The sequence below is a fragment of the Mycobacterium shimoidei genome (genome assembly GCF_900417275.1).
Lineage (GTDB): Bacteria > Actinomycetota > Actinomycetes > Mycobacteriales > Mycobacteriaceae > Mycobacterium > Mycobacterium shimoidei.
This window is the reverse complement of sequence record NZ_UEGW01000001.1, coordinates 2,677,804-2,700,769: the sequence shown is the minus strand read 5'-3', so window position 1 is coordinate 2,700,769 and position 22,966 is coordinate 2,677,804. Positions and strand designations below refer to the sequence as shown.

The 22,966-nt window shown below is 62.7% G+C and carries 19 protein-coding genes; 8 read left to right on the top strand and 11 right to left on the bottom strand.

What is annotated here, in order from left to right:
- Positions 1 to 152: 152 nt before the first annotated feature.
- From MSP7336_RS13200 to MSP7336_RS13190, 3 genes are all read right to left on the bottom strand, one after another.
- On the bottom strand, positions 153 to 1,349 hold the full coding sequence (locus tag MSP7336_RS13200) for a cytochrome P450 (RefSeq protein ID WP_069394433.1): 1,197 nt from the start codon (positions 1,347 to 1,349) through the stop codon (positions 153 to 155).
- Positions 1,350 to 1,468: 119 nt separating this feature from the next.
- Positions 1,469 to 2,527, bottom strand: coding sequence for an NAD(P)H-dependent amine dehydrogenase family protein (locus tag MSP7336_RS13195; protein ID WP_069394432.1), 1,059 nt, complete (start codon positions 2,525 to 2,527; stop codon positions 1,469 to 1,471).
- A 14-nt stretch (positions 2,528 to 2,541) separates the two neighbouring features.
- Positions 2,542 to 3,780, bottom strand: a complete 1,239-nt coding sequence (locus tag MSP7336_RS13190) for a cytochrome P450 (RefSeq protein WP_069394431.1) — start codon at positions 3,778 to 3,780, stop codon at positions 2,542 to 2,544.
- A 140-nt stretch (positions 3,781 to 3,920) separates the two neighbouring features.
- On the opposite strand from MSP7336_RS13190, the gene MSP7336_RS13185 reads away from it, so the two are divergent.
- Positions 3,921 to 4,997 carry a dihydrodipicolinate synthase gene (locus MSP7336_RS13185; protein ID WP_113963872.1) on the top strand — a complete coding sequence of 359 codons (1,077 nt, stop codon included), beginning with the start codon at positions 3,921 to 3,923 and terminating at the stop codon, positions 4,995 to 4,997.
- Here MSP7336_RS13185 and MSP7336_RS13180 read toward each other — a convergent pair.
- Positions 4,968 to 6,113, bottom strand: coding sequence for an ABC transporter substrate-binding protein (locus tag MSP7336_RS13180; protein ID WP_113964902.1), 1,146 nt, complete (start codon positions 6,111 to 6,113; stop codon positions 4,968 to 4,970). The genes MSP7336_RS13185 and MSP7336_RS13180 overlap by 30 nt on opposite strands.
- A gap of 177 nt (positions 6,114 to 6,290) precedes the next feature.
- Here MSP7336_RS13180 and MSP7336_RS13175 point away from each other — a divergent pair, with 177 nt between their 5' ends.
- From MSP7336_RS13175 to MSP7336_RS13165, 3 genes are all read left to right on the top strand, one after another.
- Positions 6,291 to 6,923: a TetR/AcrR family transcriptional regulator gene (locus MSP7336_RS13175; RefSeq protein ID WP_069394634.1), complete on the top strand. Its 633-nt coding sequence runs from the start codon at positions 6,291 to 6,293 to the stop codon at positions 6,921 to 6,923.
- 119 nt (positions 6,924 to 7,042) lie between these two features.
- On the top strand, positions 7,043 to 7,831 hold the full coding sequence (locus MSP7336_RS13170; protein ID WP_069394429.1) for an SDR family oxidoreductase: 789 nt from the start codon (positions 7,043 to 7,045) through the stop codon (positions 7,829 to 7,831).
- Positions 7,832 to 7,882: 51 nt separating this feature from the next.
- On the top strand, positions 7,883 to 9,046 hold the full coding sequence (locus MSP7336_RS13165; protein WP_069394428.1) for an NDMA-dependent alcohol dehydrogenase: 1,164 nt from the start codon (positions 7,883 to 7,885) through the stop codon (positions 9,044 to 9,046).
- A 19-nt stretch (positions 9,047 to 9,065) separates the two neighbouring features.
- On the opposite strand, the gene MSP7336_RS13160 is transcribed toward MSP7336_RS13165, so the two are convergent.
- A complete protein-coding gene (locus MSP7336_RS13160; RefSeq protein ID WP_069394427.1) occupies positions 9,066 to 9,917 on the bottom strand; it encodes a hotdog family protein in 852 nt (283 codons plus the stop codon).
- Positions 9,918 to 10,116: 199 nt separating this feature from the next.
- Complete coding sequence (locus MSP7336_RS13155) at positions 10,117 to 10,503, bottom strand: DUF732 domain-containing protein (protein WP_069394633.1); 387 nt, start codon at positions 10,501 to 10,503, stop codon at positions 10,117 to 10,119.
- Positions 10,504 to 10,967: 464 nt separating this feature from the next.
- Here MSP7336_RS13155 and MSP7336_RS13150 point away from each other — a divergent pair, with 464 nt between their 5' ends.
- The 4 genes from MSP7336_RS13150 to MSP7336_RS13135 all read left to right on the top strand — a co-directional run bounded on the left by MSP7336_RS13150 (position 10,968) and on the right by MSP7336_RS13135 (position 17,241).
- On the top strand, positions 10,968 to 12,194 hold the full coding sequence (locus tag MSP7336_RS13150; protein ID WP_181786972.1) for an IS110 family RNA-guided transposase: 1,227 nt from the start codon (positions 10,968 to 10,970) through the stop codon (positions 12,192 to 12,194).
- A gap of 497 nt (positions 12,195 to 12,691) precedes the next feature.
- Entirely contained in the window at positions 12,692 to 14,230 is a 1,539-nt protein-coding gene (locus MSP7336_RS13145; RefSeq protein WP_113964901.1) for a long-chain-fatty-acid--CoA ligase, read from the top strand.
- Positions 14,231 to 14,293: 63 nt separating this feature from the next.
- On the top strand, positions 14,294 to 15,874 hold the full coding sequence (locus MSP7336_RS13140; protein ID WP_113963871.1) for an aldehyde dehydrogenase family protein: 1,581 nt from the start codon (positions 14,294 to 14,296) through the stop codon (positions 15,872 to 15,874).
- Between the two features lie 161 nt (positions 15,875 to 16,035).
- Positions 16,036 to 17,241: a TetR family transcriptional regulator gene (locus tag MSP7336_RS13135; protein WP_113963870.1), complete on the top strand. Its 1,206-nt coding sequence runs from the start codon at positions 16,036 to 16,038 to the stop codon at positions 17,239 to 17,241.
- A gap of 86 nt (positions 17,242 to 17,327) precedes the next feature.
- Here MSP7336_RS13135 and MSP7336_RS13130 read toward each other — a convergent pair whose 3' ends face one another.
- The 5 genes from MSP7336_RS13130 to MSP7336_RS13105 all read right to left on the bottom strand — a co-directional run bounded on the left by MSP7336_RS13130 (position 17,328) and on the right by MSP7336_RS13105 (position 22,963).
- Entirely contained in the window at positions 17,328 to 17,540 is a 213-nt protein-coding gene (locus MSP7336_RS13130) for a hypothetical protein (RefSeq protein WP_069394423.1), read from the bottom strand.
- A gap of 26 nt (positions 17,541 to 17,566) precedes the next feature.
- The gene (locus tag MSP7336_RS13125) at positions 17,567 to 18,985 is read right to left on the bottom strand and encodes an amidase (protein WP_113963869.1); all 1,419 of its coding nucleotides are present in this window, start codon (positions 18,983 to 18,985) and stop codon (positions 17,567 to 17,569) included.
- Positions 18,982 to 19,848, bottom strand: coding sequence for an SDR family NAD(P)-dependent oxidoreductase (locus tag MSP7336_RS13120; protein ID WP_113963868.1), 867 nt, complete (start codon positions 19,846 to 19,848; stop codon positions 18,982 to 18,984). Before MSP7336_RS13120 ends, MSP7336_RS13125 begins: the two co-directional genes overlap by 4 nt.
- Before the next feature lie 356 nt (positions 19,849 to 20,204).
- Positions 20,205 to 20,654 (bottom strand): VOC family protein, encoded by a 450-nt coding sequence (locus tag MSP7336_RS13110; RefSeq protein ID WP_113963867.1) that lies wholly within the window; start codon positions 20,652 to 20,654, stop codon positions 20,205 to 20,207.
- The gene (locus tag MSP7336_RS13105; protein WP_069394418.1) at positions 20,651 to 22,963 is read right to left on the bottom strand and encodes an FdhF/YdeP family oxidoreductase; all 2,313 of its coding nucleotides are present in this window, start codon (positions 22,961 to 22,963) and stop codon (positions 20,651 to 20,653) included. Before MSP7336_RS13105 ends, MSP7336_RS13110 begins: the two co-directional genes overlap by 4 nt.
- Positions 22,964 to 22,966: the final 3 nt, after the last annotated feature.

The window sequence follows — 22,966 nt, the reverse complement described above, 5'->3', positions numbered from 1 at the left end:
GTCCCGTCTTTCCCGCGTCACGCGGATGCCCATGCGGCTCGTAGACCCTCACACTTGCATAGGGGTTCTGATCGTAAGAGGGTTGCGACAGGTCAACTCTCGGTGAGTTTCCGGCTCGATAACGCGGCCCGGAATCAACGGCATCCGTCATGTCACACCCTCGCCGGCAGGCTTGCCCAGCCCCTGACACTTGTGGTGCGAGCGCGCTTCGCTTTGTCGTAGTCGACCTCCCAGTCGGGCCATCTGGTGAGCACTTCTTCGAGCGCTATGCGTGCCTGAAGCCGCGCCAGCGCCGCACCGAGACAGAAGTGGATACCGTGCCCAAAGGAAAGATGAGCGGCCTGCCGGTGAATGTCGAATCTGTCGGGGTCGGCGAACTGCCTCTCATCGCGGTTGGCCGATCCGTTGAGCAGCAACATCACCGACCCCTCGGGCACCTGCTGCCCATAATGTTCGACGTCACGGGCGACATAGCGTGCCTGCACGGGCGACGGAGCCTCGTAGCGCAGCACTTCCTCGACCGCGCCGGGTATAAGGCTGAAATCCGCTGCGAGCTCGTGGCGCTGGTCCGGATGGTCCGACAACAGTTGCCCTGCGAAGCCGATCAACCGCGTCGTCGTCTCGTTGCCGGCGCCAACGAGCGTGCCCGCGTAGGTCAGCACCTCGGTGCGGGTCAACCGCCTGCAGCTGCCGTCGGGTTCCTCGATCTCAGCGTTGACCAGTTCGGTCATCAGATCATCGGAGGGATGTTCGTAGCGCCAGTCGATGAATTCCTCCAACATTGAGCCTTGCCGCGTCAGCGTGTCATCGGCGATTTCGGCCAGCCCCCCGTCTTTGAGTTCAAGTAGCCGGTCCGTGTTTTGCCGGATCGCGACCTGCCTATCCTCGGGTATGCCCAGTAGGTATCCGATGGTGCGCATTGGCATCCAGGCGCCGAGGTCGGCGATGAAGTCGAACGTGTCGGAGTCCGTATGAGGCTCCAACGCGCGCCTGCAAAACTCCCTGGCCAGCGGTTCGATGGCCGCCATCCGCCGTGGCGTGAAAACCCCGGACAACAACCGGCGGTGCAGGTCGTGAATCGGCGGGTCCTCGAACAGGATGATGCCGGGTGGTACGTCGACCCCGTTGAGGATGATGTCGATGGTCGTGCCTTTACCGGACCGATAATCCCTCCAGTTCACCAGCTCGCGGGCGACATCTGAGTACCTGCTCAACGCGTAGAAGCCGTACTTGTCGTTGTGATACAGCGGCGCGACGTCACGCAGCTGCCTCCACGCTGGGTACGGGTCGTCATCGATCTCGAAGTCAAATGGGTCGTAGTATGGGTCAACCTTCACCCTGTATGTCACATCACGAGAATAGGCGTTATCGGCCGCAGGCAAGGCTTTTTGCCTTCCATCCCGCTGATCGGGGGCTACCCGGACTTCGGCAACGGGACCTCAGGCGCGTTTTAGCTGTACGTCTAGCCTCAAATCACCGTCGACCGGTTTGTCCAGTGTGCGACGAATGGAGCGATCGCGGAAAGGTCGTAAAGCCCCGGGTCGGCCGCGATTACCGTCGGTATTGCGTTGACCGCATGCATGGCGGTGGCCAAGCAAGCCCGTTCGGAGTGATCCTCGTCGTGCGAGCCGATCACGAGGTGGAGCCTCATGTTCGGCTCGCCGTCGAAGGTCACCTCGTAGCCGATCTCTGTCGGCCAGTCCGGTGCGAGATCATCAGCCATGCGGGTGAGGTGCTCGACCGCTAATGTGGTTGCGCCACAATCGACCTCGACACCGAATCGCATGGCGGCAACCGTTCCGGCGGGGATCTCGCCGGCAGCCACCGTCAACGGCCGCGGTGTGGTCTGGACTTCGCGGAACCCCTGCACGGACCTGATCTTGAGCCCCAGCGACTGCGCGAGCACGGTGGCACTGCCGATCCAGGCACTCGCCGCGTACTCGGTGTTCGCCAGCAGCGGCGTGGTGTCTTCGGGCGTATGCCCGAACCCCATCGCATTGAAGATCAGGTCATGGCTGGCGTACGTCGAGTAGTTGAGCACTTCACGGACGCTGATCCGACCGACGCGTGCGGTGAGTCGCGACAGGATGGGTACCAACGATTCGCCGACGAATCCCGGATATATGCCAAGTCCGAGAAACGAGGATTGCCCTGTGCGACACGCATTCTCGATGCCATCTGCCAGCGATGCATGTAGCGACCGGGGATGGATGAACCGGCTTCCAGTGGCCACGACGTTCTTGCCCGACGCGAGCAGCTCGCAGACGTCGGCAAAACAGCCCGGGGTATCGGTTTCGACCTTGCCCATGTAAAGGACCACATCCGCGTCGGTGCTGATGATCTCGTCGCGATCGGCAGTAGTACAAAGTCCGAGTTCGCGGGCACCGCACAGCGTGCCTGCGTCCACCCCTGCCTTCGCAGGGTCGTAGACACGCACCCCGACCAGTTCGAGATCCGCCCGTGCGATGACGTGACGAAGTGACATCATCCCGGTAACGCCGGTCGCCCACTGGATCACCCGTGTCATCACAAACCTCGCGCTCAGTCCCACACCACGTCTAGCCGCGGCGGGGAACGGAACATCGTGCCGGTGATGTACGGCGGCGGCGCGTCCGGGTCGAGCCGCAGTCCGGGGAGTTCATCGAACAAAGCGTTGAAAATTTTAGTGGTCTCGAGCCTGGCCAGATGCATACCAAGGCACACATGTGCTCCGTGAGCGAAGCCGATGTGCGGCTTGCGATCCCGGAAGATGTCGAACGATTCGGCATCGTCCCATCGGGTCTCGTCGTGATTGGCGCTTCCCAGGTTGAGCATCATGGTCGCACCCTTGGGAATTTGCATTCCGCCTATCTCGGTATCGCAGGTCACCTCGCGCATGAAGTTCAGCAGCGGGGTTTCCCAGCGGATACCTTCTTCGATGGCTTGCGGCAGCAGGGTGCGGTCGTTGCGCACGGCATCGAGTTGGTCGGGGTGGGTCAGCAGCGCCAGCGCGAGACTGGCCGTCGACCGTGACGTCGTCTCCGCGCCAGCCGGCAGCAGGTTACGCATGAAACCGTAGATTTGTTCGTCGGACATCTTCACACCGTTGACTTCGGCGCCAGCCAAGATCGAAACCATGTCGTCCTTCGGCGCTTTGCGCCGGTCGGCCAGAATCCCGACGAAATACTCCTTCATCTCGGCCGATGCGCGCAACGCGCATTCCATGTCCCCCCTAAAACCCAGCAGGTCGATGGCGAGTCGATGGAACTGCAGCACATCGGAATCCGGAAGCCCCAACAGCGCCGCGATCACCCGCACCGGGATTGGCATGAAGACCGCATCGACGAGGTCGACGCGCTTGGCCTCCTTGAATTTCCCGATGGTTCTGGCCACCAACGGACCGACGAGTTCGACATCCCAGCGCTTCATCGAAGAGCGGGCGAAGGCGAACTCATGCAATTTGCGGTAAACCGCGTGTTCGGGTTCCTGCATCTCCAGGATCGTCGGACCCTGGAGCGGTCGAACGACATCTTCGTAACATCGCGTGCTGAAAGTGATGTTGTCGGTGAAGATCGCCTTGACGGTGTCGAACGTGTAAGCGGTGAAGGTCGGTGGCCCGTCACCCGAATTGCCGACCATCCCCATCTCCGGCCAGCCGGCGTGCACGGGGCCCTTCGCACGAAGTTCCTTCAGCAGCGGATATGGCGACGCGTCGCCATCGGCCCCCATGCCTTCGTTGAATCTGGCCTGCGCATCCCGAATGCTTTGTTCAAGCTGCTCGACAGTCGCCGCCTCGGCCATCTGACGACCCCTCACTGCTGCATCGGTTCAACCAACATACACACTGGTGGTTGATAACCTACATGATGTAGGTTGAGTAAAGCCAGTAACGGTAGATACGCGAAAGAGCTACCAGGAGCATTCGATTGGCAACTCGGGTCGTGCAATGGGCTACCGGGGCCGTGGGTCGCGCGGCCCTGCAGGAACTGATTGAGAATCCCGATTACCAGTTAGTCGGGGTGCTGGTGTACGACCCCTCCAAGGCTGGGCAGGACGCCGGGACATTGTGCGGGCTACCACCCACAACGGGAGTGCTCGCCACCATGGACAAAGAGGAGATCTTCGGCCTTGGCGCCGACGTCGTCGTCCACGCCGCCAGCAAGGCCCATGCCGTCGAAACCAACGCCGAAGATATCTGCCGACTGCTGGCGTCTGGAACCAGTGTCGTCACGACCACCTCATACAACCATCTGCCCACCTACGGGACGCAGACGGAACGCGCCTTTGTCGACGCGTGCCGTGCAGGCAAGTCTCGCTTCCACGCGGCGGGTGAAAATCCGGGCTTCATGTTCGAACGCCTGGTCGCCACGGTCACGGCGCTGTCGAAGACCATTGACCGAATCGACCTCTATGAGGCTACGGACGTGTCGGGGGTCGACAGCAAGCCGATGCTCGTCGATCTGATGGGCATGGGCCGACCACCCGAAGACGTCAGCGTCAATTCCCCAATCATCAAAAAGCTCGATTTGGCCTATCGCCAGGCGCTCAATGCCACCGCGGACGTACTTGGGATCACGTTGTCGCATGTTGACGTGTCCGTCGACTGCACGACACTCCCCCACGACCTCGAGGTGCGCGCCGGCACCATGGAAGCGGGAACCGTCGTTGGACAACGATTTTCGTGGGTCGGCCATTGGTCTGACCGGCCGCTGCTCGCCATCCACGAGGAGTGGGTCCTTACCCGCGACCTCCCGCAATGGGGCCTCAAGCCCCTCGCTCCCGGTGAAAAGGCGCCGTTGATCCGGGCCATCATCAAGGGAAAACCCAGTTTTGAATTACAGCTGGACGTCGGATGGGACGACTCGCCCACCGGAACGCACGCCGAGCCCGGTCATCTCATGATCGCCATGGCTGCGGTGCGCGCGATTCCCGACGTGCTGGCCGCGCCACCGGGCGTCGTAACCGCCCCGGTGTTCGGCGCGATCCGACTAGCGGGGGCCGACACCAACCGCGCGTGAGATGTGGTCGCTGGGCGCAGCGTGGAACACGTGCGCTGAACCGTCCGGCAGGATCCGTCGCGCGATCAAATAGTCCGTGCCCATCCAGCCCTGCCGGATGTAGCGGCCGAATCGCAAATACGTCCCCGGCGCCCCACTGGCCGACGGGATGAGTTTGACCTGTTCGATGCCGTGCTTGACGCCGCCTCCGGTCAACGGGCGTGCCGCCGCGAGCCCGCGCGCGATCACCGTCGCCACGTCGTGAGTAAGACCGGGCATCGAGTGTCGCGGCCTGCGGCCGAAGCGAGCCTCGAAACGATCCAGGAACGCCTGCCCGACGAGATTGCGCTCGTCATAGCTGTCCAGTCCGATCCAGCCCGACAGCTGCCGCATCCACTCGGCGTTGATGTGGGCCATCTCGAATGCGGTGGTGGTGTACCGCGGCGGATCCCACCCGGCCGCCAACAGCGCGTCCGTGAAGCCCCACAGCCCGTGGCCGAACCCGACATGCACCAGGGCGTCTGGTTCGGCATCGCGCAGCTGATTGACGACCTCGGATTTGTCGGCTTCCACTTGCGGTATTGCCACTGTGGTAACAACCTTCAATCCGGCAGCCGAATAAGCCTTTTCGGCGTATGTCAGGTACTCTTTGCCGATCAGAGATGCTTCGTAGGCGATGGCTATCCGGGACCGGCCGTCACCGAGCATCACGGCGGCGAGCATCACGGGCTCTTCGGGCATCGATCCGTTGTTCAGCGCGAACGTCCACTCGCCGAGTGCTCCCTCCGAGCCGGACAGGACGATGTTGGGAACCTTGGCCACTCGTTCGGCGTGTGCGGCTAATGGCACCGCATTGTCGGAGACGTACGGGCCGTAGATCGCTAAACAGCCCTCGGCGACTAATTCGTCGTAGGCGGTTTGCACGGCGTGGTAGGTGCCGTTCGGCAAGCCGACCACATGGCGCTCTACCAGTTCTATCGCCCGGTCGACGAGACCCGCGGAGACCGCCTCGTCGAAGACCAAACGCAGAGTATCGAGGGTGTCGTTGTCGGTGCCCGCCCGAGTCGGATAGTCGTTGAGCAGCCCGACTTTGAGCGGTGCCACCGACCCGTATGCGCGAACCTCTTCGTCTGCCATACCGGCAACATACAACATGAAGGTTGTTGCATCGGGTACGGAAATCGACGTTTACGACGTTTACGATTCCGCATATGCCGGTTATCGGCCGTCGCTGCCGTCCGGCTTTGGTCCGGCCGTAAAGGCCGCGCCCGCGTTGTCGCAACATACATCCTGAATGTTGCTACGATGCTCGGCATGGCAAAGCGCGGCGGCACCGACACGGAGCGTCGGGCAAGGGGCGATCAGACGCGGCGCAACCTCGTCGACGCCGGCCGGACCTTGTTCGTGGAGAGGGGCTATTTCAACACGAGCATCGGCGATCTGGTCGCCGTGTCGGGCGTGGGCACTCGCGGAGCGTTCTATCACCACTTCAGAGATAAAGCTGAGCTTTTCCGCGCGGTATTCGAGGAAGTCGAACGCGACCTGACATTGCGGTCGCTGGCCTCACCGCCGCGTGGCGCCGATCCCTGGGAGCGGCTCTCGGCCGGACTCCAGGGTTTCCTCGAGTCGGCAACCGAGCCCGAGGTTCAACGCGTGATGCTGCTCGACGGCCCAGTCGTGTTGGGCTGGCAGACCCTGCGCGCGATCCAGGAAAGCAACAGCATCGCCCTGATCAACGAGATGGTCCGCGAGGCGATTGCCGAAGGCGTCATCGACGATCAACCTGTCGGCGAACTGACACACATGGTGGTCGCCGCCGTTGAGGAAGGCGCACTGCTCGTCGCGCACGCCAAGCAACCCGCGCAGGCCCGCCGCCGAGCTGCGACCGTGCTCAACCGACTCTTGCTGAGCTTCGCGGCCGAGCCGCGAAAAGTACTGCGACGATAAGGCTTTGCCACAGGCCGCGCCAGTGGCGCAGCTTGCGGAAATGGCTGTTCACACAAACTGAATATCATGCTTCTACGACGGTGATAATGTTCCTCTCGAACTCTTCTCAAGGAGACCACATGCCTGACGTGCCACCTCTGAGAGTGGCTGTGGTCGGAGCGTCCGCAGGGCTTGGCCGGTGCATCGGGATAGGGCTCGCCGGCAAGGGCGCCCGGGTCGCCTTTCTCGCCAGACGACGTGACCGTCTGGCCAACGCCGCGAAAGAGGCCGGCGTTGGTGCCGTCGCCGTCGCCTGCGACGTCACCGACGGCGCGGCGTGCCAAATGGCGATGGCTGACGTAGTCGAAGCATTCGGCGGCCTGGACGCGTTGGTTTACACCACCGGTATCGGCGTGCTCGCCCCGCTGACCGACGTCAGCGCCGAACAGTGGGGGGAGTTGTTTGCCACCAACGTCACCGGCGCGTCACTGATTACGGCGGCCGCGGCGCCACACCTGGCCGCCAGCGCGGGATCAGCGGTGTATCTGTCGTCGCTGAGCGCATCGTACTCAGCGCCCTGGCCGCTGCTCGGCGCCTACGCGGTGTCCAAGGCGGCGCTGGACAAACTCGTGGAGGCATGGCGAATCGAGCATCCGAACATCGGTTTCACTCGGCTCGCAGTGGGCGATTGCTTCGGTGGCGAGGGCGACTCGCAGACCGAGTTCAACAAGACGTGGGATCCCAGGGCACTGGAGGACGCTATCCGCTACTGGATGGACCACGGCTACATGCAGGGCGGCCTCGTCGAAGCCGACCATCTCGTCGACGTCGTCCATTCCGTACTTCGCTGCGGTAACAGCAGTTTCATTCCGAGTTTGACCCTGGTTCCGCGGCCCTCCGGGGCCGTGGCCGAACTTCGACAATGGTGAAGGGCGTCTGAGCGTGACACCCGGACTTTTCCCGAAACGAAAAGAGGCGCGATGAAGTCTAAAGCAGCGGTGTTGCGCGGTGTCGGTGTGGACTGGGAGGTGACCGAAGTAGAGCTCGACCCGCCCCACGCCGGCGAAGTTCTAGTGAGGATGGCCTACGCAGGCATCTGTCACTCCGACGAGCACTTCTATACCGGCGACAGTGTGCCCACCGCGGAGATGGAACAGATGATGCGAGCGTCCGGCCTTCCGGTGCCTGAATGGTTCCCCATGCTTGGCGGCCACGAAGGCTCCGGTGTCGTCGAAGCAGTCGGCCCAGAGGTTACGACGCTCAAACCCGGTGATCACGTGGCCATCTCGTTTCTTCCCGCCTGCGGCAACTGCCGATGGTGCGCCACCGGCTACACCTATCTGTGCGACGTGGGTGCTGACCTCTACGACAAGGCGATGACCACCGACGGCACTCGGCGGCGCCACCTCGGAGATGAAGACCTCATGGCGATGATGCAAGTCGGTACGTTCTCCGAGTACGTGGTGGCATCCGAGCGCTCCCTGGTCAAAGTGCACGACTGGATCCCGCTGGAGGCCGCATCCTTGGTTTCTTGTGGTGTGACAACAGGGTTCGGGTCGGGCTCGGTCGCAGCAGGTACCGAAGTGGGCGACACCGTCGTTGTGGTCGGCGTTGGTGGAATCGGCATGAACGCCGTTCAGGGAGCAAAGGTGGCCGGCGCCAAGCACATCATCGCCGTTGACCCCAACGAGTTCAAACGCGAGATCGCACCGACGTTCGGCGCCACCCACACCGCTGCCGACACTGGTGCCGCGCTGGAGTTGGTCAAGGAAATCACCTGGGGTGTGATGGCCGACCGGGTCGTTCTCACACCCGGGGTGGTGCCGGTGGACATGGTGTTGGTCGCGATGATGTTGTTGCGCAAGGGCGGAACATGTGTGCTGACCGGGATGGCCAAAGTGACCGACATGATGGTGCCGATGATTCTCGGAGACATGGTCAATTCGTGTAAGACGTTCAAGGGTGTGCTCTACGGTGAGATGAACCCACGTGAGGCCATGCCGAAACTACTGTCAATGTACGAGGCGGGCTTGATCAAGCTCGACGAGCTAGTCACGCAGAAATACAAGCTCGACGATATCAACGAGGCCATGAAAGACCTTCGCGCGGGCAAGAACATCCGCGGCGTCATCGCATTCGAGTGACTGTCCGACAACCCCGCACTCAATCCACGATTTCGAATACATGCGATCCGGTGGTAATGAGTTTGCCGCCGGCGCCGTCGTCGTACCCACGCGTGCGCACGGCAATTGTCCGGCCAGGTCCTTTGATCACCTCACCGGCAAACCGGAAGGGACCGTACTTGCCGCGCGCGAGAAACATGACATGAGATGACACGCCTTGAAGTTTGTCGGTGCCGGCGCTGCGCGCTGCATGATCGATTGCTGCCGCCTCAAGAATGACGAACTGAGGTCCGACGTGCAGGGCTGCGTCGGGGGATGCGAACTCGGCGGACAACTCGGGTAACGTCCATGCGCCGTCGCTGCGTCGCCGGCCACCGAAGACCTGCCAAAGCGGCGGCATATTCGGTGCATCGGTGACTTCTATTGGATCAACCTCCATCCGCTGCAGTCCCGGTGGCGGGGTACCGATGCTGACCCCCTGCCCCTCAGTGATCGCCAGCACCCGGTCGGGCTGGTCCGCGTCGACGATTCGAGATCGGCTGTACGCCATCTGCCGGCCGCGTTTTAAGTCCTCGGTCTTCACTTCGAAGCGCTTCACATCGTGCCCGGGATCAACTACCTGGCAGGAATGTATGACCGGGTTCGGTACCGCTTCGAGATCAGTTACCAAACCTCCTTCTGGAGAGGCAATTCCCAGGACCGAGAGCAGAAGTCCACCCGCGCCGTTGCGCATGTCGTTGCGGACAGTCACCGTGTCGTCAGCTGGCCCGGTATTCATCGAGGCATGACGGCGGCCGATGTAACGGTAACTCAGCAATCCACCCCACCGGCGCCGCAACTCCGCTGCATATGCTTCGGGATCCGATGTGAGATCGCGGATGTCGCGTAGCACTGCATCTCCTCCGGTCGCCTGCCCGTTTCAGAATCTATGAGAATAGCAATTCTCTCACTTCGCAAACCAAAATGCCGGGGCGGGCCGTCTCCCTACCGGCGAAATCGTCTGCGGTGTCATCGATTTCGGGTCAGGCTGACCGAAAGGCCCAACAGCGGCTCTAATCGCGAATGTCCGCCGCCTTGTTGGTCGGTATCCCTTACTTCCCGGCCACGTCGCCTTGAAGTCCGCTCACCGGACTTTCAGTTCCCGGCGGCGGTTGGTAGCCGGCCGCCGAGTTTCGGAGCTGCCAGATTTGTTCAGGGCAGTACTGACTGACCGCATAGGAAACCAGGTAGTTCGCCGCGTACTCGTCGTTGGGGGTCACGTCGTTTTTCACATCGCCCATCACTTGGGCAAAGCTCTGGCCGGCACCGACCTTGTCGCAGATCCCGTGGCCGTAGCCGATGGCGTCGCCATTCGGGAAGTTGTAATGGCGTCGCACCGACACGTTGTACAAATAGTCGACGTCCGGCGACGGAACGGCAGATGCCTGTGGGGCTGCCACCAGCGCAGCTGCACTCATCGCGGTGGTGAAGACGAGCATCGGCACAGCCCGTGACCTGCGGCGCCTCCCCGAGGCGAAGCGATTGGCTTCGCTGAGCCGACGGACTGCAGGTATCGCACGGGGAGCAGGCATGCAACTGTCCTAATCGTTTAGTAGGGATGGATTGCTGGTCGTGGTGGCGACCAGGGTCTGTTTCCTGGTTGGTCTGCTGTCAGGTGATGCCTGGTTTGTCCCGACGCTCGACGTCTAGAGAAAGAACGGCGCGCCTGACGGCAGATCACCTCCGGTGGTGGTGGGATGCCGTTGCCCGAGCCCACCGCAGGGTTGACCTCCCGACTGTGTTTCCCGAGCCTTGAGCTCTTCGATAGAACGAGGTCCTGCGGTGAGCTGGAGTCACGGACGGCTAGTGAGATGACGGACCTAAGAGTCCCGCGATTAGGGCGCCGCGTGAGTCCACCGGTGACGGCATAACCATCGATCGAAGGAGTGATGACACCTTGGGCTTGTTTTGTGGAATTGATTGGGCCACTGAACATCACGATGTCGCCGTCATCGACGACGACGGGCGTGTGGTGGCCCGCGGACGGGTCAGCAATGATGCGGCCGGGTTCGCGGCTCTGTTGACGCTGCTGGCTGAGGCCGGTGACAGCGCCGCGCATCCAATCCCGGTGGGGATCGAAACCGATCGCGGACTGTGGGTGGCCGCGCTGCGCGAAACCGGCCGGGTGATCTACCCGATCAACCCACTGGCGGCCTCGCGGTACCGGGCACGGCATGCAGTGTCGGGGGCCAAATCCGATGCCACCGATGCGGTGCTGCTGGCCAATATCGTGCGCACCGATGCCGCCGCGCACCGACCGCTGCCCGCCGACACCGAGCTGGCCCAAGCCATCCGGGTGCTCGCCCGCGCCCAGCAAGATGCGGTTTGGGCGCGTCAGCAGATCGGCAACCAGATCCGCGACCTGCTCAAAGACTTCTACCCGGCCGCCATCGCCGCGTTCGCCGGGCTGCCCGAGGGTGGACTGGCCCGCGCCGACGCCCGCACCATCTTGGCCGCTGCGCCGACCCCAACGCAGGCGGCGACGCTGACTCCCGCCCGGCTGCGCCGACTGCTGACCAAAGCTGGCCGCCGACGCCATCTCGACCGCGATATCGAGCGGTTGCGCGCCGTGTTCACCGACACCTACCTGCACCAACCGCCGGCCGTGGAAAACGCGATGGGCATCCAACTGGCGGCGTTGTTGCGCCAACTCGAGGCCGCCTGCACCGCGGCCGACGAGCTGGCCGAGGCGGCGATCGCCCATTTTGAGCAACACCCGGACGCCAAGATCATCACCAGCTTCCCCGGCCTGGGGATGTTGGCCGGCGCCCGGGTGCTCGCCGAGATCGGCGATGACCGAACCCGCTTCGCTGATGCCCGCGGACTCAAAGCCTTCGCCGGATCCGCCCCCATCACCCGCGCCAGCGGCAAGAAAACCGTTGTCCTGCATCGCCACATCAAGAACCGGCGACTGGCCGCCGTCGGCCCGATCTGGGCACTGGGATCGCTGCGCGCCTCGCCGGGCGCGCGCCGCCACTACGATGCCCGCCGCGCCGCCGGAGACTGGAACCACCAAGCCCAACGGCACCTGTTCAACAAGTTCCTCGGCCAACTCCACCACTGCCTGCAGACCGGCCGGCTCTACAACGAACACCTGGCGTTTCCACCTCCTCTCTCGCTCGCGGCTTGACTCTTAACTTCGTGAGATGTCTTTCTCGTCGCTACTGCTCTATCGCTATATCGTGGCCGCGTCAAGGGGCTCGAGTCTTTGTGCTCCATACGGCAAGACATCCTGCTTGCGTCTACTTTGGCCGTCTGGACTTCTACCTTGACGGCGTCTGGACCGTCTGTAGCCGCACCGACGGATGTAACCCCTATCTATTAGACTAGCATATATTCACATATACGTTCCTGGGGTCCTCAAGTCGACCGCCGCGATGTGTGATCTGGCTATGTTGTCACGCGGCAGGCATACTGATACATTCCCGTCTACAGATGCGCCACGGTGCCGTAGCTCGGGTTGGATACAGCGACGGCTGAGTCTATTTACAAACTTTTACATATTCACTTATCCTGGTCTCTTCAGAGGGCACCCGAGGGCTCTCCAGAGAACAGGGACAACGCCTGGCACCGATGCGCACCGACAATCCATGAGGACTGCTTTTCCGATCACCGAGAGGTATGGCTGTGTATTTGACGCAATCGCTGCACCGCGCCCTGCAGCAACAGCCGGACAGCATCGCCACCGTCTACCGCGGGCGTGTGCGGACAACTGCCGACTCGGTCGAACGGATCGCCCGGTTCGCGGGAGCGCTGCGCGACATCGGTGTCGGGCGCGGCGAGCGAGTCGGTATCCTCGCCCAGAACTCCGACTATTACCACGAGTACCTGTTCGCCGTCCCGTGGGTCGGCGGTGTCCTCAATCCGGTCAACACTCGCTGGAGTCCGGCCGAGATCGCCTTCTCGCTCAGCGATTCCGATACCCGCATCTTGCTAGTCGACGACGCGTTAGCCCATCTTGTCCCCGCGCTGCGTGCCGAGTTCCATGGGCTGCGGACAGTGATCTTGGCCGGGGATGGGCAACTACCCGAGTCTGCGCTCCGCTACGACGATCTCGTGGCCTCGACCGGACCCATTGAAGATACCCGCACGGGCGGTGATGCTTTGCTCGGCATCTTCTACACGGGCGGAACCACCGGTCAACCCAGAGGCGTGATGCTCAGCCACCGCAACGTGCTCACCTCCGCGCTGGGAGCGTTGGCGAGCGGCTACTTCGCAACCGGCGCTGGCCGAGTCTTGCATGTCGCGCCGATGTTTCACCTGGCCGATATCGCTCTCTGGATCATGGGTAACCTCACCGGCTCTACCCATGTATTCCTGCCGAACTTTACCGTCAGTACGGTTTTGAACACTTTTGTCCAACAACAGATCACCACGGCCATGCTGGTGCCGACCATGATCGAGATGCTCGCCGATGACCCAGGCGCAACGCGGCTTGACCTCGGCGGAGTGCGGCACCTAATTTACGGCGCCTCCCCAATCGCAGAGCCGACTCTCCAACGCGCTCGAAAGATCTTCCCCAACGCGGCTTTCACTCAGGCATATGGGATGACAGAACTTTCGCCGATTGCGACCCTGCTCTCTCCCACCGATCATGACGTTCCCATGCTGCTGCGCGCTGCTGGTCGCGCAGCACCGCACACGGAGGTCCGCATCGTTGACGCCGATGATGTCGAGGTACCGCGCGGCGCCGTTGGGGAGGTGATCGTCAGGGGAGAGAATGTCATGCAGGGCTATTGGAATAACGCCGATGCAACAGCTGAGGCGTTACGCAACGGCTGGATGCACACCGGCGACGCCGGCTACATGGACGGTGACGGTTATGTGTTCATCGTCGATCGCATCAAAGACATGATCATCACCGGCGGCGAGAACGTTTACTCCGCGGAGGTCGAAAACGCACTCGCCAAGCACCCTGCGGTGAAAGCATGTGCCGTGATCGGCGTGCCTGACCCGCAATGGGGTGAACGTGTGCATGCCGTCGTGGTGCTCGAGCCGACGCAACGGGTAACAACGGAGGAGTTGCGAGAGCACTGCAAAAAGCTCATCGCCGGCTACAAAGTGCCCCGTAGCGCGGAGTTCGTCGACGCGCTACCACTGTCTGCCACCGGCAAGGTCCTCAAAGTTGCTCTGCGCGAAAGATGCTCGCAAGACGGCAATCAGTGAGGCCCAATCACTGGCGCGCTTGCGCGCTCTTCACGAACTACAAGAGTTACGGAGGGATCGACGATGACCGCACCAGAGCCGAGCACTGTCAGACGCGAAATCCAAGTGTGCAATCCGGCCGATGGATCCATTGTCGGACATGTCGAGGACCAATCAGCGGACGTCGTCGCCGCGACGGTGCAGCAACTTCGGCGACACCAGCCCGACTGGGAATCGATCGGGCCCAAGGGCCGAAAGCATTGGGTGCTGCAACTGCAAGACTGGATCTTCGACAACGCAGCCCACATCGCCGACGTCGTACAACACGAAACCGCCAAACCACGTTTCGATGCCAGCCTCGAGCCTGCCATGGTGGCTGACCTGATCGGTTACTACGCCCGCAACACCGAGAAATTCCTCGCCGACGAGCACCCATCGCCGCATTCACCGCTGGGAAAGGTAAAGAAGCTCACTACGGTATATCGCCCCCACCAGGTGGTTGGCGTGATCACCCCGTGGAACTTTCCGTTCGCCATGCCCGGAATCGACGTCGTACCCGCGCTGCTCGCAGGGGCCGCCGTGATACTGAAACCTTCAGAGGTTACCCCACTGGCCGCGCGAGAATTGCTGCGCGGCTGGACGGAGATCGGCGCACCCCCGGTTTTCGCTGTCTCAACGGGTCGTGGTGACACCGGCGCGGCTGTGGCCGACAACGTCGACTACGTGCAATTCACTGGGTCGACCCGAACCGGTCGCACGATCGCAACGGCGTGCGCGCAGCGGTTGATCCCCTACAGCCTCGAACTCGGTGGCAAGGACCCTGCCATCGTGCTTGACGATGCCGACCTCGACCGTGCCGCATATGGGATCGCGTTCGGCGGGCTACTCAATGCCGGACAGCTGTGTGTTTCGGTCGAACGGGTCTACGTCGAGAAAGCAGTCTACGACGATTTCGTCGCGCGGCTTACCCGGCACGTCGCTGAGCTACGCCAAGGTCAAGACGGTCGAGCCATAAAACACGACATCGGCGCGCTGGCCAACGCGCGTCAACTCGACATCGTCCAACGGCACGTCGACCAGGCCATCGCAGCCGGGGCGCGAGTTACCATAGGCGGCAAGCCAACCGGCGTAGGTACATTCTTCGAACCAACAATACTCGTGGACGTCGACCATTCGATGAGCTGCGTCACCGAGGAAACGTTCGGCCCGACGTTGCCGGTTATGAAAGTCAATGACGAAGCCGAGGCGATCCGGCTGGCCAACGACTCTCCGTATGGTCTATCAGCGACGGTGTGGACCGCCGACAGAGGCCGCGGCGAACGGATCGCCCGTCAGCTCCAAGTCGGCGCCGTCAACATCAATGACATGGCAGCCAACTTGTTCAACTTCGCCCTGCCGATGGGCGGCTGGAAAAAGTCCGGAATCGGCACTCGCTGGGGTGGCGCCGACGGGCTGCGTAAATATTGTCGCGCACAGGCGATCACTACACCACGGTTGCCCATTTTGACCAAGGAACCGATCTGGTTCCCGTTCTCCGCCCCGAAAATAGAGATTATGATTGCAGTGATGCGTGCCGTCAGCGCGCGCGGAACTCGCCGTATTGGCCGCACTCCGAGCAGAAAAGCGAAACGACGAATGGTCACCGCGACGCGGTTGGCACCTTAGTGATTCTATCCTAGCTACCAATTCGGACCATCGATTAAGAAGCTGCATGGTTGTAGCCAGTTACACAACGATATACCGGCAATAACGCCGAAAGTTCGTTAGCGAAGTGAAGTTTTGCTAGTGTAAGCGTGATAGCAACATAAATGTCTGCGAGGAGTACGATGGCCCCGGTCGGTGGCGGCGGCAAGTCAGTGGCGACCCGGCCGGCTAGAGGAACCAGGCCACGCAACCGACGACGGTTGATCATCGAGGCGGCCGCTGACCTGTTCTACAAGCGCGGATATGGCGATGTCACCATGAGTGAGGTCGCCGAAGCAGTGGCCATTGGCCCGTCTGCGTTGTATCGACATTTCAGGGGCAAAGACGATCTGCTGGAAGCTGTGGTCGAAGACAGCTTGGATAACCTCGAGGATGCGTTGCGCGCAGTCGACACGTCGGCCGACATCGCGGAAACGTTGGCCGGTGTAATTCTGCAGCGTCGCAGCGTCGGTGTGCTATGGCGGCGAGAGGCCCGTTATTTGACCGCCCAGGGTCGGCGCCGGCTGCGCACGATCGCTCGACGGATCGGTCAACGACTCGCCGCGCATATCCGTCAGCTACGTCCGAACCTCGGGTCTGCCGAAGCAGATTTGCTGGCATGGTGTGCACTTGGTGTGGCTAACAGCGTTTCATTTCACCGCCTTTCGCTGCCGGAACCAGCATTTACCGCACTGTTGAGTGAGCTTATCGCGATGCCGCTGCACGCTGACGTTGATCTTTTTCCCGCTGATCACGGCGAGCATCACAGTGCGCTCGCCGTGCGCTCACGCCGGGAGGCGATCCTTTCGGCTGCCACGATCCTGTTCGCCGAGAAGGGATTCTCGGCTACTAGCATCGACGACATCGGCGCCGCAGTGGGTATCGCCGGACCTAGCGTCTACAACCACTTCGCAGCTAAGACGGACATCCTGTCGGCGGCGATATTTCGCGGTAACGAGTCATTGTGGCGGGACTTCAGCCGCGCTGTCGCAGGGGCAGCCGATCCGGCCAGTGCGCTGGCGCGGGTGGTGCACAGTTACCAAGTCTTCGCCTTTGAAAATCCCTATCTCGTCGCAACTTTGCTGTCGGAGACCGCCTACTTGCCCGAACCCGACTGTCGCAATGCCCGACGCGCGCAACGGGAGTACATCGACGAGTGGGTACACCTTGCCACGCAAGTACACCTCAACTGGACGCCCATCGAGGCTCGAATTCGGATACAAGCGTGTCAAATGATGATCAATGACGTTGTGCAAATTCGGCATTTGCGTAGCTTCGCCGGTATCAACGCCACACTGGCGGATATCGCCGGTAACCTGCTCGAGGTGACCCCGAGCAATCAGAGCTGAACAGCCGTGTTTGACACACTGTGTGCCATGCCTTTCCGGGTTGCTGAACTACCGCTGAATTTGCAGACCCTGGAGGCTCCTCCGTGTCAGGATGCCCAGTCGGCGTGGGGGGTGGCGGCGGCGCTGAATCGAAGGGCGGGGTCAGCGTAACGGGCATCGGGGACGTCATAGAGCGCGTCGATCGCGGCCCGCAACACAGGGTAGCCAGCGCAGAGCATGGTGATCTCGTCGGTGCCGGGCGACAGCCCTGACGCCGCGAGCATCGCACGCACCGAACTCTCGTAGGTGTTCGTCTCCATCCGTTCCTCCTCGGGCCGAAAAGCAGCTAGCCACAACAGATGGCTGGCCATTGCAAATGCCAGCTGGTGTGCTTCTGGTAAACCTGACCGGCGCGCAATGCGGTCGCCTCGTCAAATGGCCGCGCGGCGATCTGCATTGACAATGGCATCCCGCCTGAAGTGAACCCCATAGGAACCGCGAGCACGGGATTGCCCACAAAATCCCAATAGACGGTGTTGACCAGCCCGGCCAGCCAACTAATGTCTTGGCAGTGTGACTTGAGCAGATCGTAACTGGGTGCACCGACCTTCAGGGTAGGACAGACAATCAGGTCGACCTCGGTGAACAGCTCCGCGAGGGCGTGCTGGGTGACACGGCGAACACGCTGCGCCTGAACGTAATCCGCGCCCGAGACGAGCGCTCCCTGGACAATCATGGCGCGAGTCATGTCGGAATAGTCTTCCCAGCGTCGGGCCAAGTCGTCACGGTGATAGGCGAGCGCTTCCGCCAATACCGTCACGATGCTTCCGGTCACCGCCTCGGCCGAGTAAGGAAGCCGCACATCACGGACATCCGCACCCTGCTCCGCCAGCACCGCCACTGCGGCCTCGAGCGAGGGCAACAGCGCCGGGTCGGCCTCGGCAGTGATCTGCTGCTCTGTCACCACGCCCACCCGGACACCCGCCAGGTCGCCGGTAAGACTCGCAGCGGCAGCGAACGGCGCGTCCACACAGTCGGGGTCGCTGGGATGATGACCCGCGATGACCTCAAGCACCGCAGCGCAGTCCTCCGCGCTCCGGGCCAACGGCCCAACGTGATCCAAGCTGTAGCCGAGCGGTACGCAGCCGGACTTGGGCACCCGGCCGAACGTGGGCATCAGGCCGCTCACCCCGCAGAAACCGGCCGGTATCCGGATGCTGCCAAGCGTATCGGTGCCGATCGCCGCGTAGAACAGACCAGCGGCGACTCCGGCACCGGACCCGGAGCTTGATCCGCCCGGCCAAGCCATAGTGTCCCAGGGGTTGCGCGGAATAGGGAATGGCTTGTCTGCGTCGGTGAGCCCGATGCCGAATTCCATCGCGGAGGTCTTGCCGGTGATGACCGCACCAGCCCGCTTGAGTCGGGCGACAACCGGGGCGTCGCATCCCGCGCCCCAAGCCGAGTCCAGAATCAAGCTCTGCGCCGTGGTCGGACCCTCCGCCATCGCTAGGACGTCCTTGACGCCGCAAGGAATCCCATGCAGCGGACCTCGGTCGACTCCGGCGGCCAGTTCTGCATCGGCCGTCGCGGCCGCGGCCATCGCGTAGTCGTCGAACCTAGCAAGGTAGACACCGATCATGCTGTCGAGCTTCTCGGCCCGCGCGATGACCGCCTCGGTGAGCGCAACAGAAGTGACTGCACCCGAGCGCAGCGCTGCCGCCGTCTCCGTCAGGGTGTTCGGGAAGTCGCCACAGCCGGAGCTCATTCTCCACCTCCGAAGATGCGGTGCCGGTAACTTTCTCGCAGTACGGGGTCGGCCTGCACGTAAGCCCGGCCGGTACCGGCAATGCGGTCGGCCCAGCGCCGCAGCTTCATGGGCATTAGCGACATCAGCAACAGCAAGACGCCCAATCGGCCCGGTACCGTGACGCGAAACTTCCCACGTCTCATCGCCGCAAGTATTGCGATGGCGACGTCGTCGGGGTCGACGGTGGAAAGTCGCTCCATCCAGGTCGGTAGAGAGGCACCGGCCGACAGCTCGGTGCGCACTACACCAGGCAGCACCACAACCACGCTCACGCCGTGCTCACGCACCTCGGCTTCCAACGCCTCGCTGAAACCGAGCACGGCGTGCTTGGTGGCACAGTAGGTCGCCACCGCTGGAAACCCCCTGACCCCGGCCAGCGACGCCACGTTGATGATGACCCCGTTGCCGCGGGGAACGAACCGCTGCATCGCCAGCCGCGAGCCGGCGATCACCCCGCGTAGGTTGATGTCGATTATCCGATCGGTGACTGCCGGGTCCTCATCGAAGAACAAACCGGTGGGCATGATGCCGGCGTTGTTAAGCAATACGTCCACTGGGCCAAGTGCAGCCTCAGCCTGATCGAAAAAGTGCTCGAAGGAGCCGGGATCGGTGACGTCCAGCCATAGCCCCACCACCTCGCTCCCAGTGGCGCCGCCGATTTCGGTGGCGACCTTCTGTGCCAGTTCGGCGTCAAGATCGCCGATCGCAACGCGGGCGCCTACTGCGGAAAACGCCGCTGCGCTCGCTCGACCGATCCCCCGCGCGCCCCCGGTCACGGCCACTGTCCTGCCGCGAAGGTTAGTGCGACTCTCGCTTGCCATCCGCACTCCAGATAAGCTTGAAGTGAATATTGCCTAGTCTTCTGGCTCAATATATTGGCTGATAATCACTTGGGTCAAGGCACCTTTGTCCAGCGTAAGTAAACATCCAAAAGCGAGATAGTTCGCAAGGAAGCGATGATGGCGCGCGCTTTGGCCGCCGTCGCTGATGAGCTGCCTGAACTTCCATAACTCAGCCCGTACGTCCGTCAACACCTGCTGGTGCGCACAAATCACTGCGCATTACCCGGTGGCTACGAAGAGTCGGCTTGCCCTTACTGCTCTGCACCGAGCGCTATCGGCTCGATGACATCGACGATCGCTACGCTGATCTGCTTACAGTGAAACTGTCTGTAATATCATTGATTTCGACTCGAGCTGAGTTGCGCTACCGGCCGCTCCAGCAGTTCGACCGTGACGCCGTCCGGATCCACAACGGTCGCGCACGCGCTGCCGTCCAGCCCGGCCATGATCCGGGGTTTGCCGCCCATGCCCAATGCGTCCAGCCGATCCAGCGCGGGCTGCACCGGTGTCACGAACGACACCAGGAACAGACCGCGGTGCGGCACACCGGGGCCGGGGGGTTCGGGCCGCGGCTCGCCGAGATCGATGAGCTCGAGCTTGCCACCGTCGTTGGCCGCGCCCAGGAACACTGTGCGCACATGGGAGGTCGCCACACCCAGTAGCGGTTCGAGATCGGCGTCGAGCGTGAAGTCGGCAAGCACGTCAAGCCCGACGCCGTCGCGGTAGAACCTCAGCGATACTTCCAGATCGGCCACACACAGCCCGACGTGGTCGACTCCGGTCATACCGGCTCCAGTCTGATCACGATCGCCTTCGACACCGGCGTATTCGATTTTGCCGCAACATTGTCCAGCGCTACCAGCGCATTGGTTTCCGGATAGTAGGCGGCGGCGTTGCCCACCGGCGTGGCGTATTCGACCACCATGAAGTCCTTGGCTCGCCGCTCCTGAACCGTCCCGTCACCGTCGACGAACTCCGACACCAGATCTACCCGGTCGCCTGCTCGCAGGCCGAACTTGGCAATGTCGGCCGCATTGACGAACACCACCCGTCGGCCACCCTTGACACCGCGGTATCGATCGTCGAGACCGTAGATGGTGGTGTTGAACTGGTCGTGACTGCGCAGGGTTTGCAGCACCAGTCGCCCTTCCGGCACCGGCACCCATTGCAGCGGGTTGATCGAGAAGTTGGCCTTGCCTGTGTCAGTGGGGAATTCGCGAGAATCGCGCGGTGGGTGTGGCAGCTGAAATCCGTCGGGCTGGCGAACCCTGGTGTTGTAGTCTTCGCAGCCGGGGACGACGGCGGCGATCGCGTCGCGAATGGTGTCGTAGTCGTTGTTGAACTGCTCCCACGGCACCGGATGGTCGGGACCCAGCAGGGTGCGGGCCAGCTGGCAGATGATCGCGACCTCACTGCGCACCTGATCGCTGGGCGGGGTCAGGCTGCCCCGCGACAGGTGCACCATCGACATCGAATCCTCCACGGACACTTTCTGTTTGACGCCAGCCTGAATATCGCGGTCAGTACGGCCCAGCGACGGCAGGATCAACGCCGTCGCCCCGTGCACCACATGGCTGCGATTGAGCTTGGTCGATACCTGCACGGTCAGCGAACAGCTGCGCAGGGCGGCCTCGGTAACTGCGGTATCCGGGGTCGCGGACGCGAAATTGCCGCCCATGCTCATGAACACCTTGGCCCGCCCGTCGCGCATGGCGCGAATGGCGCCGACGGTGTCCAAACCATGTTTGCGTGGGCTGACGATGCCGAACCGTTCGTCGAGTGCGGCAAGGAACGTTTCGGGCATCTGTTCCCAGATCCCCATCGTGCGATCGCCCTGCACGTTGGAGTGTCCACGCACCGGGCACAAGCCTGCCCCTGGCTTGCCGATCATGCCCCGCATCAGCAGCACGTTGGTGATTTCGGCGATCATCGGCACGGCATGTCGGTGCTGGGTCAGCCCCATCGCCCAGCACGCGACGATCCGCTGCGACGCGGCCATCATGTCGGCGACGCGTTGCAGCTGATCTCGCGAGATCCCGGTTGCCTCCAACACCGTGTCGAGGTCGACCGCGCGGGTATGCGCTTCGTACTCGGCGAAATTCGAGCAATGCGCGGCGATGAAGTCGCGATCCACCACGCTGCCCGGCGCGCGGTCGTCGGCCTCCAGCAGCAGTCGGCCCAGACCTGCGAACAACGCCATGTCGCCGCCGAGGCGGATCTGGACGAACTCGTCGGCGATCGGGATTCCGCGCCCGATGACGCCGTGCACCTTCTGGGGGTCCTTGAACCGGATCAGCCCGGCCTCGGGCAGCGGATTGACCGCGATGATCTTCGCGCCGTTGGCTTTGGCCTTCTCCAGCACCGACAGCATCCGGGGATGGTTGGTACCCGGATTCTGGCCGGCGATCACGATCAGGCCGGCGCGCGTGACGTCCTCGACGGTGACCGAGCCCTTGCCGACGCCGATCGCGTCGACCAACGCCGCGCCCGAGGACTCGTGGCACATGTTCGAGCAGTCGGGCAGGTTGTTGGTGCCGAAGCTGCGCACCATCAGCTGGTACAGAAACGCGGCCTCGTTGCTGGTGCGCCCGGAGGTGTAGAACACCGCCTCATCGGGGCTGGCCAGCCGGTGTAGTTCGTCGGCGATCAGCCGGTAGGCGTCGTCCCAGTCGATCGGACGGTAGTGGGTGTCTCCGGGACGCAGCACCATCGGCTGAGCGAGCCGGCCCTGCTGGCTCAGCCAGTGTTCGGGGCGCGACGCCAGGTCTGCGATCGAATGCCGGGCGAAGAACTCCGCGGTGACCACGTGCCTGGTCGCCTCTTCGGCGACCGCCTTGGCGCCGTTCTCGCAGAATTCGGCAAGCTTGCGGCCACCGTGCTCTTCCGGCCACGCACAGCCCGGGCAGTCGAAACCCTGCCGCTGATTCAGTCGGAGTAGCGAGGCCGCGGTACGGACAACGCCCATCGACGCCAGCCCGCGCCGCAGCGACACCAGCACCGCCTTGACGCCGGCGGCCTCGCGTTTCGGCGGCCTCGCCAGCACCGCGTGCTCGTCGTAGCGCACGTCGACGTCGCGGTCCTTCACGACGTCCATCTT